This window comes from Erysipelatoclostridium sp. DFI.2.3, assembly GCF_019132535.1.
Lineage (GTDB): Bacteria > Bacillota_I > Bacilli_A > Erysipelotrichales > Erysipelotrichaceae > Clostridium_AQ > Clostridium_AQ innocuum.
In genome coordinates this window covers 102978-114886 of sequence record NZ_JAHOOJ010000001.1, presented here as the reverse complement: position 1 = coordinate 114886, position 11909 = coordinate 102978, and the positions used below count along the sequence as shown (strand labels likewise).

Here is an 11909-nt window from a genome sequence, read left to right as displayed (position 1 = left end):
TATAAGCTTGTGTATTCGCACCACCTGAAAGCATAATAAAAAGAAACCCGGAGGTTCCTTTTTGCATTATAATTTAATGAATTTTTCTACATCGATAACGAAGATCGTTGCGCCTCCTACCTGTACTTCAACCGGGAAAGATGCATATCTTCCGATGTCGTAGGATGCTGTACTCGGTACCACTTCCGTACGGCGTCTGCTGTATTCTCCAATCACTTCAATCGCACGTTCAATCTTATCGTCATCGGTACCTACGATCAGGGTGGTATTTCCTGCACGCAGGAATCCTCCAGTCGTTGCCAGTCTTGTTACCTGATAATTTTCTTTTGTCAATGCACTGGAAACTGCAGGACTGTCGTCATTGGACATAATCGCTAAAATTAGTTTCATAAACACGCTCTCCTCTCGTCTTGTTATATGCTAATTTTATCACTTATGGAACGTATTTACAAACCCTAAATGAACTAAATATGGATATTGCCTGTAAAATTATTGTCACACCACGATTTCCTCTGATAACGCCATTTTGATTTTTACCTTCGTGTGTAAGTACGTAGAAACTGTGCTATAATATACAGGTCATAAAGGAAGTGAAGAGAATGAGTAAGCTTGGACTTGTTCTGGAAGGAGGCGGCATGCGCGGAATTTATACTGCCGGTGTGCTGGACTTCTTTATGGAACAGAATTTATATACCGACGGTGTCATTGGCGTCAGCGCAGGTGCCTGTCATGCGTGCAGCTATGTATCCAAACAGATCGGCAGAGCGTACCGTACCAATACCGCCTATTTAAAGGATAAGCGCTATATGAGCGTATCCTCTCTGCTGAAAACCGGAGATTTCTTCGGAGCAAAATTTGTGTATGAGGATATACCGAATACACTGGATCCCTATGATTTTGATGCCTTTAATACATCGCATACAAAGCTGTATGCCGTTGCCAGCAATCTGGAAACCGGTAAGGCAGAATACCTGCAGTGTATCAATATGAAGCGTGATGTTATCTATGTACGTGCCTCTGCATCATTGCCCCTGCTTTCCAGAATTGTCGAAGTTGATGGAAAAAAGCTGCTGGATGGCGGCGCAACAGACAGCATTCCCATCCATAAATTTCAGGAGATGGGATATACAAAAAATATTGTTGTACTCACACAGTGTAAAGAATACCGCAAAGGAAAAAACAATCTGCTGCCGATGATCCGCCGCAGCTATAAGAAGTATCCGAAATTCATCAAGGCGCTGGAAACACGCCATATCGCCTATAACCGCACACTGGATGAGCTTGCTTTAATGGAAAAGGAAGGAAGTGTCTTCCTCATACGCCCAAGCTCTCCCGTGGAAATTTCGCGTCTGGAGAAAAATGAAGCCAGATTGCGGGAATTATATGAACAGGGCTACATGGATGCCAAAAACAGCTTTGAGGAATTGAAGTCTTTTATTGCAAATGAAAATTAGACCCCTTCGGTCTTTTTTTTCTTTATCTAAAAAGCAGGCAGAATACCCCCACCTCAGTGGTCGATGAACAGGTGGGAGATGAATGCAGCCATCTTTCTTTTCATCCTTGTTTTCTTTCTGTTTTTCATATCTTTCCTTAAGCTTTTCTTACGTTCGTGGTATAATGATGTCAACAAAAGGAGGGTTTCCAACATGAAATCATATCGCACATATTCTAGTATCCTATCTGCTAATCACCCGCAAAACCCCCGGCTTTTCTGCTCTTACGCATCGTGCTAAAAATCTGTACAACGTTGCTTCGTTCTATATAAGAAATGCGTACAGTGCTTCCATCAAATCAAATGAGGATCGCTTTCCACATGAGATACAGGTCCTGGAAGAACTCAATGGTGTCGTTGATGAATTGAATGTCATACGTCAAAAGCATCATAGCACACCATTCCACATCATTGATCATGATCATCGCTTTGTTTCCATGCAGCATCTGGATGGTTTTTTTAAATTGCGTGACCAGATCGATTACCGTGCTCTTCCTGCTCAGGCAAATCAGAATGTTTTGCATATGCTGTATCGTGACTGGAAAAGCTTTTTTGCTGCTTTAGCGGATTACAAAGCACATCCTGACAAATATGAAGCAATTCCTCATATCCCTCGATATGCAGATAAAGACGGTTATAAACCCTTGATTTTTACCAATCAGATATGCAAACTGAGAAAAGACAAGCATGGTTGGTATGTAAAATTTCCTAAGGCAGTGCTGCAGGCAGGGTGTGTACGTGACCGATATGATCTTGGTAAGATGGATCTGCATGAACAGAAGCTGAAGGAAGTACGTCTGATTCCCAATGGAGATACTATCAAGCTTGAAATCGTATGCGAGATAGAAATCATGGAACCGACGATTACAATCCATGAGGCAACCAGAGTAGCCGGCATAGATATTGGTGTCGATAATCTGACAGCGATTGCGTTTACGAGTGGACACCGCCCTGTACTGATAAAAGGAAATGAAATAAAGGCAGTCAACCAATTCTATAACAAACAGATCGCACATTATCGCTCACTGCTAAGAACTGGAAAGAAGGATAGCAAAGGCATCCATCAAACAAAACGAATGAAACGTATCAGCGAAAAGCGAAATCGACGTGTAAAGGATATCCTGCACAAAGCATCAAGAAAATAATAGATCTATGTGTGGAGGAAGGAATTGAAGTTATCGTCGTAGGAAATAATGCGGGTTGGAAGAAGCGTATCCATATGGGAAAGAAGAACAATCAGACATTTGTGCAGATACCGTTTCGTACGCTGATCGAAATGATCAAATATAAAGGAGAAGCGGCAGGAATCAGAGTCGTAGTCTGTGAAGAAGCAATACAATCGAAGGCTAGTTCCATTGACGAGGATCAAATACCAGTCTATGGAAACGATGTAACGCATACCTTCACAGGGAAAAGAATCAAGCGAGGATTATACAGAAGCAAAAACGGCATTCTAATAAATGCCGATATCAATGGAGCAAGCAATATCATACGAAAAGTATATCCATGTATGCCAAAGCGAGAGCGATGGAGTAGAGGTACGGTGAACGTACCAGTTACGTGTATCTGAACACGAACAAAAAGTTTTGATGAATGCGCAGGCATTCATTGGAAGCCGCTTGCTCTTTAGCTGGCGGTAGTTCACGATTGTGATACAATGAAAAAAAAGGATGGTAAAACATGAAAAAGAAAATTCAAATTGTCATATGCTGTCTGCTATGTTTTCTTATGGCAGCCTGCAGCGGCGAAAAAGAGAAGAAGGGACAGTCCGATGAGGTTGCTGATATCGTGCTGAGCGACAAGCAAAGTGATATGGCGCTTCAGTTTGTAAAGGATCTGACGCAGCGCAAATATGATAAGCTGCAGAAGGATTATGCATATGATGAGCAAATGCATAAGGCTGTACGGGAGGATTCCTTCCAGAAGCAGCTGGATGCCTATAATGACAGTCTCGGATCACTGATTGAGGCAGAGCAGCCCTATGGACAAAGCTATCAAAATTCGACAATCATCATGATACCATGCCGTATGGAGGAACAGAATACCAATATTCAGGTGAGCCTGAATGAACAGGATCAAATTCAGGGCTTGTTCTTTAAGCCGTACAAATCACAGAAGAAAGCAGCGAAAGCTCCGGATGGTGTCAAGGAGCGTGAAGATGAGCTGCAAATTGCCGATGGAAAAAAGCTGAGCGGCAGACTGACAACTCCGGCAGAGGGTAAAAGCTTTCCGCTTGTAATTCTTCTGGCGGGAAGCGGACCGAATGATATGGATGAGACCATTTACGATAACAAACCGTTTCAGGATATCGCCTGGGGACTTGCGAAAAAGGGTATTGCGAGCTACCGCTATGATAAGCGAACCTACACATATCCTGAATCCTTTACAGTGAAGGATACGGTCGAGCAGGAGGTAATTTTCGATGCTGTGGCAGCATTCAGCCAGATGAAGCAGCAAAAACAGATTGACACAAATAAAATCTATATCCTGGGGCATAGTCTCTCCGGCTATCTGATTCCAAGAATCGCAGCAGAAACGGACGGCTGTGCAGGCTATATCATGATGGCTGCCCCTGCAAGAGCATTGGATGAGCTGCTGATGGAACAGGTTACCTATCTGGCAAAGCTGGATGGAAACTTAACAAAGGACGAACAGGCAGCTATCGATCAGTACAAACAGGATCAGCAGGATCTGCAGCGAATTGATGAGCTGAGTGATGCCAAAATATTTTTCGGAGGTATGTCAAAGGCTTATATGAAGGATTTGCTGTCCTATGATGCTGTTCAGCAGGCTGCGGATATCAAGGTCCCTGTATTATGTGCACAGGGTCTGCGTGATTATCAGGTCACAGAAGAAGATCAGGCAATCTGGAGGAAGAATTTTGAAACGCATAAAAACTGGAAATTCACAACCTATCCGAACGCAACGCACCTTATGATAGATGGAGAAGGAACACCGACGAATGAGGAGTACAAAACAAAGGGTCATGTAAATCAGGCGTTTATTGAAGATATGGCAAGTTTTATTAAAAAATGATGATATTCTATAAATTGAATACTATATAAATCATATATCAATATACAGAAAAATTGACCTAAAACAGGCAAAAAGAGGCTTCTTCCCGGATTATTCTACACAATCAATGGGAAGAAACCTCTTTTTACATATGATAAATGAAATGCATCAACAGGTGCTTTGTTTCCTAAACATTAAATCGGAAATGCAGAACATCTCCATCCTGAACAACATATTCCTTACCTTCCAGACGCAGCTTTCCTGCCTCCTTTACAGCCTGTTCAGTTTCCAGTTTATCAATGTCATCAAACTTATAGCATTCTGCACGGATAAAACCTTTCTCAAAATCCGTGTGTATCACACCGGCACACTGCGGTGCCAGCATTCCGCGATGAAATGTCCATGCCCGGCATTCATCCTCTCCGGCTGTCAGGAAGGTGCATAAATCCAAAATATGATATGCTGTCTTTATCACCTTATCAAGACCGCTTTCCTGAATTCCAAGCTCGTTCAAAAACTCCGTTTTCTCTTCTTTATCCAGCTCTGAAAGCTCCTCTTCAATCTTCGCACAAACAGGAACAACCTCATTATGCTCCAAGTTTGCAAGCTCCTTCACCTTCTGAAAATATGGATTGGCTTGCGGATCGGCGATTTCCTCATCCGACATGTTTGCTATATAAATCATTGGTTTGATAGTCAGAAGGCTGAATGCCTTAATTAGCAGCAGCTCATCCTTATCAAGCTCTACACTTCGCGCAGGCTTTCCGGCCTCCAGCGCTTCCTTCAGCTTCTTCAAAACGACAACCTCTGCAAGTGCATCCTTGTCCTTATTCGTGACAGCCTTGCGCTCCACCTTGCTTAAACGGTTATCAATTGTCTGTAAATCCGCCATAATCAGCTCCAGATTGATGATTTCAATATCACGTATCGGATCAACACTTCCTTCGACATGCGTAATATCCGCATCATCAAAGCAGCGTACTACATGGCAGATGGCATCCGTTAGACGGATGTTGCTCAGAAACTGGTTTCCAAGCCCCTCTCCCTTGCTGGCTCCCTTAACCAGACCGGCAATATCCGTAAATTCAAAGGTTGTATAAATGGTTTTCTTTGGGTGAAACAGCTCCACCAGACGGTCGATTCTATAATCAGGCACTTCCACGACTCCAACGTTTGGCTGTATGGTCGCAAACGGGTAATTCGCAGCTTCTACCTGGCTTTTTGTAATGGCGTTAAATAATGTGGATTTACCGACATTGGGCAATCCAACGATTCCTGCAGTTAATGGCATATACTATCCTTCCTCTCGCTTTACCATTTTATCGTTTTTTTCGCATATATGCAAGCAAATACGGGGAATCCGTTATTTCTTCCAATCTGACTTACGGATCCACAAACTTATGCTGATACTAAACACCATCAGGAGGGAAATGATATTCATAACTACCAGTGTTTCTCCGCGAATGAGATCAAAGATCGTCAAGGCTGCCAGCACGATCGACAACGCGGTAAATACATAAGCAATAAACGCCATTCTGCCATCCTTCAGCGGACCAAAATAAGAGTTGCTCAAAATACTTGCCACAGAGCCGTATGTTATAGCAATACAGACAATACTGATCAGCGTTTCTCCAAAGCCGACATTCTTTTCGAAATCAAACAGTTGCATATCGTTTAGAAATGCAGCCAGTAACATGAGTATAATCGTTATGAGGAAGGCACGAGTCATAATTCTGCCGCGAACCTGTTCCTGTCGTTCATCAAAGTTTTTCATAATCTTCACTCCTCCCAAAATAAATCATTCAGTGTTTTTCCCAATACTCTGCATATGGTAATACATAAATTTATACTTGGGTTATAATCTCCCTTTTCGATGGCATTGATTGTCTGTCTGGTTACACTGACTTTTTCTGCAAGCTGTTCCTGTGTCAGATCCATCGCTGCTCTCGCAGCCTTCAATTTCAGATTTTTCGCCATTGCACCACTTCCTCTTCCCTTTTATTGTATGCTTTATTTTCTATTATGTCAATTATATTTTACATTCATATTTTATTAATGCTTTGAATAGGTTTGTCCTCGCTATTATTATAAATATAAGGCGCTGTTGTATCTTTCCCCTACCTTATAAAAAAGACATCGCATAGGATGTCAGTTTTCATTCGTTTCTCCGGGAGCCTTTTCTATAATTCTCTTTAATTTCTTTTCAAACTGCACTCTGGGAAACAGCACACTTGTACCACAGCCCAGACATTTAATGCGAATATCTGCCCCCATACGTATAATTTTCCAATATTTTGATTTATGACATGGATGTTCCTTTTTCATTTCGACGATATCATTGAGATCATAATCTTTTTCTATCATAAGCACCTCCACATTTATAAGACGATTTCCAGAATTCCGATGATCATATACCCTATCAGAATCCACATGGTGATTCCCATAAGCACACACAGCAGCTTCTTCAGCGTTTTGTTCCAGCCCTTATACAGACTGTCAAGAAACAGCTCCATCAGACCGTAGGTCCCATATGCCACTCCCTCAACCAGTATCTCACCCAAAAATTCTATCAGCATATCAGCTGTGTTTCCGATAGGATTCCAGCGTATTTTCCAAGAGCATTGCAATGGTCATCGGTCCAACGCCCTTAGGTACCGGTGTAATTACGGCCGCCTTGTCTTTCACTGTCTCAAAATCCACATCACCGCACAGCCTGCCATCCACACGGTTAATGCCGACATCGATGACAACAGCTCCCTTTTTCACCCAGTCAGCTGTAACCAGGCGGGGACTTCCAACGGATGCGATCAGGATATCCGCTTCCGCACAGATTTCTTCGATATTCCTTGTCCTGGAATGGCATATGGTTACCGTGGCATTGCGGTTTAACAGCAGCTGCGCAACCGGCTTTCCGACAATATTGCTGCGGCCGATGACGACTGCGCGAAGACCGCTTAAATCAGAATATCCAGCAGTGTCCAGCATACGCAGGATTCCCTTTGGAGTACAGGGCAGATAGGTATCCTCCTGCAGCATCAGCTTTCCTATATTATATGGATGAAAGCCATCGACATCCTTTAGCGGATCAATAGCAAACAGAACTTTATGCTCATCCATATGCTTTGGCAGCGGGAGCTGTACCAGAATACCGTCTACGGAGGTATCCGTATTCAATCTGTGAATTTCCGCCAAAAGCGCTTCTTCTGTGGTATCCTCCTGCAGCCGCAGCAGAATGTTTTCCATTCCGATTTCTCTGCACGCCTTTTCCTTACCGGTCACATAGGACAGGCTGGCAGGATTATCCCCTACCAGAATCACAACAAGCTTCGGAATCCTTTTTCCTTTCTCACGCAGCTCATCAATCTGTTCCTTCAACGAGGTACGTATATCCTTCGCTATTTCACTTCCATATAAAATTGTGCCCATTTCACTTCCTCCTACCATTCTTCACTGTCCAGCAAAATTGTAACCGGACCGTCATTCAGTAAATCCACCTTCATATCCGCACCGAAGATCCCCGTTTCCACATGGATACCATAAGTACGGAGCTCTTCATTAAATGCATGGTACATCGGCTGTGCAAAATCCCCGCGTGCCGCTTTTTCAAATCCCGGGCGTCTTCCCCGTTTACAATCCGCATACAGCGTAAACTGTGATATAGAAAGAATACTGCCACCGATATCCTGAAGCCCTCTGTTCATTTTTCCATTTTCATCCTCAAATACACGAAGCTGTGCGCATTTTCCTGCCATCTTCCTCATGATGTCCTCGGTATCCGACGGCGTAATTCCTACCAGCAGCAGAAATCCCTGCTGTATACTTCCTGTTATAGCTCCATCAACACGCACACTTGCATGCTGTACCCTCTGTAGCAATACTCTCATGATGTCACCTCGCTGTTTCCTAGTATACCGTAACTTTGTAACAAACACAATTCTATTTTCTGAATATTTTTCATTTTAGGGAGAGATTCCGAAAATAAACATATATGAAGCAGGAATTAGTTGTTCAAAGAAACAATGATTTTCATTTGCATCAAGCTTTCTGAATCATTCCTATGGAAAAAGCTGACGTTGACGATAAAACAAATTCATCCCTTTTGTGTATCTTTAAATAGCTGTGACAGACGATATCTTGTAGCATACCGTCAGCCTTTGTCACAAGGGCAGAGCCTGATTCCGGCTTATCCATAGCATTCGCATTGGATTTCTGCGTATTTCAAACATTTCGTATATGTGCCGACAAAATACGATGCAGCCATACACAAGAAAAAGCCCAGAATTGGGCTTTCACTTCCTATATTGTTCATGCCTGCATTTCTGTTGAAAAGCAATATCAGATGACACACACAGCACGGACATACATATCTGATCCCTTATGCATTTCCATAACACACACAAGGGCGCATTAACCTATAGAGAATCCTCCTCCGCGCTAAAACTGACTGACATTATTCATCAGCGAAGCTGATTTCCTTTGGATACTCCCAGCATTGCAGCTCCTCCTGTGAAAAAGCTTCCGGTTCCTTTCCCTCATGTACTGTCAGCGCATTATAATACAGCTGTGCCAGCTCCTCAATGTAATTGGCCTTTAAATACGCTTCGTAAATATCTCTTGTATCAAAAGCAACCGTACCATGCTTTTCCAGTAAAAAGCATTCCGCCTCCTTACAGACCTCAACAACAGAATCAGCCAGCTCCATCGTACCGGGGCGGCCATAGGGTGCTACCGGAATACGTGCCTTGGTAAGCCCGAAATTTGCGACCTCATATACGATTGCCGGAATCGGTTTGTTCAACAAAGCAAACGTGGTGCCATACATGGAGTGTGTATGCACGATTGCCCTCGCATCCTTTCTCGTCCTATAAATCATCAAATGCATCAAGGCTTCACTCGTCGGTCGTAATCCGGATGCATGCTCCAAAACATTGGCATCCAGATCCATAACAATCATATCACGAGGTGTCAGCATTTCGCGATCAATACTGGTCGGTGTAATAACAATATAGCCGCTTTTCGCATCACGGGCAGAAAAATTCCCTGATTTGTGTTTACATAACCCATCCCTCTGCGCACGCCTTGCTATTTCACAAACATCCTTTTTTAAATGCTCTAACATATGAGGTCCTCTCCTTTTCATATCCTTCTCTTTCATTCCGAAAGAAGCTGATCAAAACACTATCTAATGAGACATATGTTTCCTCTATGACAAAAGGAAAAGAAGTTGCTGTCTCCTTTTCCTTGCCATAATCGAAAGCTGAAGAAATCAGCTCAGTCCGAAATGTTCTTTCAATTCCCGTACATTTTCATCGGTCATTCCATGCATCATATTGGCTTTCACCAGAACATATACATGCGCATTTTTATCGATTGCCTCAATCAAGCCGATGGCATCCGAAATGGAATTGCCACTCGAGAATATACCATGGAACGGCCACACAACGACCCTTTTATCCTTCATTTTATCAGCTGTCGCCGGACCGATCGGACCTTCTCCGCATTTCATCCAGGGCAATACTGCCAGTCCTTCCGAGAACACCAGCGCACACTCGGAATTCATCTTCCACAAGGTCTGTGTAAAGCTTTCCTCATCCAGCTCATGAATCATCGTCATTGCATTCAGGTAGGTAGGATGACAGTGCATTACAATTTTGTTGTTTGCATCATCTGCGAGCCTTGCACGATGACACAGTACATGGGCGGGAAGCTCGCTGGTTGGTCTTCCTCTTCCCTGATCAAGTCCCCACAGAATATCATATCCGTTTTCCTTGAACTGAATGATTCCCAGATCCCGTTCATACTTTTTCTTCATTGTACGAAAGCATGCTCCGGATTTTGTGACAATAAATGCCTTTCCCTTTAAGCCAGCTGTGTCAAAGGCAACATCAACAGATGCCGACACCTGCATATACTCCTTTAGCTGATCAAATTCATCATCTGAAAGAAGATAGCTGATATTTCCTGCATGATATTCTCCCCATCCTGCTTCCCAGAAATACTGGCAGGCATCAACGAGTTCTTCTACAAATGCTACGTCTAAAATATTCATTATGACGATCCTTTCTATATATGGATAGTCTTTCGATTCCGTGAGGACGGTATGCCGCATTCCTTTCGGTATAAGGTTACACTTCTTCTGGATATCACAAATCCGTCTTCCTCCAGCAGCTGATGAATTTTCTCATCGGAATAGGGATGCTGTTTATCCTCAGAACGGATGATTTCCTTAATCTCGTTTCGAATAGTATCTATGGAGGCTGTCACTTCTCCCTGCCGTTCATAGCATCTCGGCACTAAAAAGTGAAAGGAGTAGGTTCCATATTCACATTGAAAAAATTTACCGGAAATCGCTCTGCTTATGGTGGAGGTATGCATTTTTAGCTGTTCTGCGATATCCACAAGGCGCAGCGGCTTCAATGCACGTTCATCTCCTGTCTGGAAAAAGGCGGCCTGATATTCAACCAGAAAGGCTATGATTTTTTTCAGCGTCACCGACCGTCTGGAAATACTATATTGAAGCCATTTAAAATCATTCAGCTTTTCCTTCAGAAAGGCCTTTGCTTCCGCATTGCAAGCCGCTGATTTGTAAAGCTCATAGTTTTCCGTATTCATACTGAGCTTATCCTGCAGTCTGGCGTTCATTTCCAGAAGAAACGTAGAATCTTCTTTCCTTATATATACATCAGGAATGATAAACACCGTCTTCTCCCGTACTCTAAAGCCGTTTGCGGGTATGGGATTCAGTGAACGAATCAGCGACAACGCCTGTTTTACATGCTCCACATCGGTATGCTCCAACTTCGCAATTTTCAAAAAATCTCCTGTACTGAGTGCCTCCAGATGAGAACATACGATATGCTGTGCCAGAGTGGAGCCCTCGATTTCCGATAACTGAATGCATATGCATTCTCCGGTATCCTTTGCGCCCAATCCCTTCGGATCTACATGCTGCAGGACATGCAAATACTGCAGCAGCCTTGTCTTCTTTATATTCAGGAATCTGCACAAATCATCCGGTGTTTCTGAAAGAAATCCTCTGGAATCCAAAGACTCTAATAATACGGTAAAAACCTCTTCATCTTTTTTTGTCTGCATATGCGGATAGAGCTGCACGATGACATGCTCGAACAAATCATCCTGACTTTCATCCGCATATACAATTTCCTGAAGCTCACTCTGTTTTTTTCGAACCCCCTGAAAATCCAAATCGACATCTCTGGTCTTTAAGGATATTGTATTCTGATCAACATCAGAGAACGGATTATCCATCAGACTTGCATCGACCAGGGACTCCAGCTCATGCTGAGAAAGTGCCAGGATTTCCATAGAGGGTACGAGCTTCGATGAGAATTTCTGTTTCTGATTTTGTATAATTTCCAACGACTGTTTCATAGTTGAATTA

At 43.0% G+C, this 11909-nt stretch carries 17 protein-coding genes; 4 read left to right on the top strand and 13 right to left on the bottom strand.

From position 1 onward, the window contains the following. Positions 1 to 66: 66 nt before the first annotated feature. Complete coding sequence (locus tag KSZ58_RS00625; RefSeq protein WP_002606956.1) at positions 67 to 390, bottom strand: cyclic-di-AMP receptor; 324 nt, start codon at positions 388 to 390, stop codon at positions 67 to 69. A gap of 209 nt (positions 391 to 599) precedes the next feature. Here KSZ58_RS00625 and KSZ58_RS00620 point away from each other — a divergent pair, with 209 nt between their 5' ends. Continuing rightward, entirely contained in the window at positions 600 to 1454 is an 855-nt protein-coding gene (locus tag KSZ58_RS00620; protein WP_002606955.1) for a patatin family protein, read from the top strand. 337 nt (positions 1455 to 1791) lie between these two features. On the opposite strand, the gene KSZ58_RS00615 is transcribed toward KSZ58_RS00620, so the two are convergent. After that, positions 1792 to 2016 carry a hypothetical protein gene (locus KSZ58_RS00615; protein ID WP_040014064.1) on the bottom strand — a complete coding sequence of 75 codons (225 nt, stop codon included), beginning with the start codon at positions 2014 to 2016 and terminating at the stop codon, positions 1792 to 1794. Here KSZ58_RS00615 and KSZ58_RS00610 point away from each other — a divergent pair, their 5' ends adjacent. The 3 genes from KSZ58_RS00610 (at position 2017) to KSZ58_RS00600 (ending at position 4528) form a co-directional block, all read left to right on the top strand. Further along, on the top strand, positions 2017 to 2637 hold the full coding sequence (locus KSZ58_RS00610) for a transposase (RefSeq protein ID WP_224727240.1): 621 nt from the start codon (positions 2017 to 2019) through the stop codon (positions 2635 to 2637). It begins immediately after the preceding gene. Between the two features lie 11 nt (positions 2638 to 2648). Continuing rightward, on the top strand, positions 2649 to 3062 hold the full coding sequence (locus KSZ58_RS00605) for an IS200/IS605 family accessory protein TnpB-related protein (protein WP_009270199.1): 414 nt from the start codon (positions 2649 to 2651) through the stop codon (positions 3060 to 3062). Between the two features lie 110 nt (positions 3063 to 3172). After that, entirely contained in the window at positions 3173 to 4528 is a 1356-nt protein-coding gene (locus KSZ58_RS00600; RefSeq protein ID WP_009270198.1) for a S9 family peptidase, read from the top strand. Between the two features lie 166 nt (positions 4529 to 4694). Here the strand turns inward: KSZ58_RS00600 and ychF are convergent, their stop codons facing one another. From ychF to rpoN, 11 genes are all read right to left on the bottom strand, one after another. Further along, positions 4695 to 5798, bottom strand: a complete 1104-nt coding sequence (ychF, locus tag KSZ58_RS00595; RefSeq protein WP_008818234.1) for a redox-regulated ATPase YchF — start codon at positions 5796 to 5798, stop codon at positions 4695 to 4697. A gap of 72 nt (positions 5799 to 5870) precedes the next feature. Next, positions 5871 to 6281, bottom strand: a complete 411-nt coding sequence (locus KSZ58_RS00590; protein WP_009270197.1) for a hypothetical protein — start codon at positions 6279 to 6281, stop codon at positions 5871 to 5873. 5 nt (positions 6282 to 6286) lie between these two features. After that, entirely contained in the window at positions 6287 to 6484 is a 198-nt protein-coding gene (locus KSZ58_RS00585) for a helix-turn-helix transcriptional regulator (protein ID WP_002606951.1), read from the bottom strand. 171 nt (positions 6485 to 6655) lie between these two features. Beyond that, positions 6656 to 6871, bottom strand: coding sequence for a DUF951 domain-containing protein (locus tag KSZ58_RS00580; RefSeq protein WP_002606950.1), 216 nt, complete (start codon positions 6869 to 6871; stop codon positions 6656 to 6658). A 14-nt stretch (positions 6872 to 6885) separates the two neighbouring features. Then, positions 6886 to 7083 (bottom strand): hypothetical protein, encoded by a 198-nt coding sequence (locus KSZ58_RS00575; protein WP_008818232.1) that lies wholly within the window; start codon positions 7081 to 7083, stop codon positions 6886 to 6888. Between the two features lies 1 nt (position 7084). Further along, complete coding sequence (folD, locus tag KSZ58_RS00570; RefSeq protein ID WP_008818231.1) at positions 7085 to 7933, bottom strand: bifunctional methylenetetrahydrofolate dehydrogenase/methenyltetrahydrofolate cyclohydrolase FolD; 849 nt, start codon at positions 7931 to 7933, stop codon at positions 7085 to 7087. Positions 7934 to 7944: 11 nt separating this feature from the next. After that, complete coding sequence (gene dtd, locus KSZ58_RS00565) at positions 7945 to 8391, bottom strand: D-aminoacyl-tRNA deacylase (protein ID WP_008818230.1); 447 nt, start codon at positions 8389 to 8391, stop codon at positions 7945 to 7947. Positions 8392 to 8542: 151 nt separating this feature from the next. Further along, positions 8543 to 8698 (bottom strand): hypothetical protein, encoded by a 156-nt coding sequence (locus tag KSZ58_RS00560; RefSeq protein WP_217752576.1) that lies wholly within the window; start codon positions 8696 to 8698, stop codon positions 8543 to 8545. Positions 8699 to 8957: 259 nt separating this feature from the next. Then, positions 8958 to 9626: a class II aldolase/adducin family protein gene (locus KSZ58_RS00555; protein WP_142419543.1), complete on the bottom strand. Its 669-nt coding sequence runs from the start codon at positions 9624 to 9626 to the stop codon at positions 8958 to 8960. Between the two features lie 147 nt (positions 9627 to 9773). Further along, positions 9774 to 10556, bottom strand: coding sequence for a rhamnulose-1-phosphate aldolase (gene rhaD, locus KSZ58_RS00550; protein ID WP_009270194.1), 783 nt, complete (start codon positions 10554 to 10556; stop codon positions 9774 to 9776). 14 nt (positions 10557 to 10570) lie between these two features. Beyond that, complete coding sequence (gene rpoN / locus KSZ58_RS00545; RefSeq protein ID WP_142419544.1) at positions 10571 to 11899, bottom strand: RNA polymerase factor sigma-54; 1329 nt, start codon at positions 11897 to 11899, stop codon at positions 10571 to 10573. Positions 11900 to 11909 lie beyond the last annotated feature (10 nt).

Excerpts from the sequence above, each read along its gene's own strand:
- KSZ58_RS00625 (WP_002606956.1), bottom strand. The coding sequence starts at position 390 with ATGAAACTAATTTTAGCGATTATGTCCAATGACGACAGTCCTGCAGTT.
- KSZ58_RS00620 (WP_002606955.1), top strand. The coding sequence starts at position 600 with ATGAGTAAGCTTGGACTTGTTCTGGAAGGAGGCGGCATGCGCGGAATT.
- KSZ58_RS00615 (WP_040014064.1), bottom strand. The coding sequence starts at position 2,016 with ATGCAAAACATTCTGATTTGCCTGAGCAGGAAGAGCACGGTAATCGAT.
- KSZ58_RS00610 (WP_224727240.1), top strand. The coding sequence starts at position 2,017 with ATGCTGTATCGTGACTGGAAAAGCTTTTTTGCTGCTTTAGCGGATTAC.
- KSZ58_RS00600 (WP_009270198.1), top strand. The coding sequence starts at position 3,173 with ATGAAAAAGAAAATTCAAATTGTCATATGCTGTCTGCTATGTTTTCTT.
- ychF (WP_008818234.1), bottom strand. The coding sequence starts at position 5,798 with ATGCCATTAACTGCAGGAATCGTTGGATTGCCCAATGTCGGTAAATCC.
- KSZ58_RS00590 (WP_009270197.1), bottom strand. The coding sequence starts at position 6,281 with ATGAAAAACTTTGATGAACGACAGGAACAGGTTCGCGGCAGAATTATG.
- KSZ58_RS00585 (WP_002606951.1), bottom strand. The coding sequence starts at position 6,484 with ATGGCGAAAAATCTGAAATTGAAGGCTGCGAGAGCAGCGATGGATCTG.
- KSZ58_RS00580 (WP_002606950.1), bottom strand. The coding sequence starts at position 6,871 with ATGATAGAAAAAGATTATGATCTCAATGATATCGTCGAAATGAAAAAG.
- KSZ58_RS00575 (WP_008818232.1), bottom strand. The coding sequence starts at position 7,083 with ATGCTGATAGAATTTTTGGGTGAGATACTGGTTGAGGGAGTGGCATAT.
- folD (WP_008818231.1), bottom strand. The coding sequence starts at position 7,933 with ATGGGCACAATTTTATATGGAAGTGAAATAGCGAAGGATATACGTACC.
- dtd (WP_008818230.1), bottom strand. The coding sequence starts at position 8,391 with ATGAGAGTATTGCTACAGAGGGTACAGCATGCAAGTGTGCGTGTTGAT.
- KSZ58_RS00560 (WP_217752576.1), bottom strand. The coding sequence starts at position 8,698 with ATGGATAAGCCGGAATCAGGCTCTGCCCTTGTGACAAAGGCTGACGGT.
- KSZ58_RS00555 (WP_142419543.1), bottom strand. The coding sequence starts at position 9,626 with ATGTTAGAGCATTTAAAAAAGGATGTTTGTGAAATAGCAAGGCGTGCG.
- rhaD (WP_009270194.1), bottom strand. The coding sequence starts at position 10,556 with ATGAATATTTTAGACGTAGCATTTGTAGAAGAACTCGTTGATGCCTGC.
- rpoN (WP_142419544.1), bottom strand. The coding sequence starts at position 11,899 with ATGAAACAGTCGTTGGAAATTATACAAAATCAGAAACAGAAATTCTCA.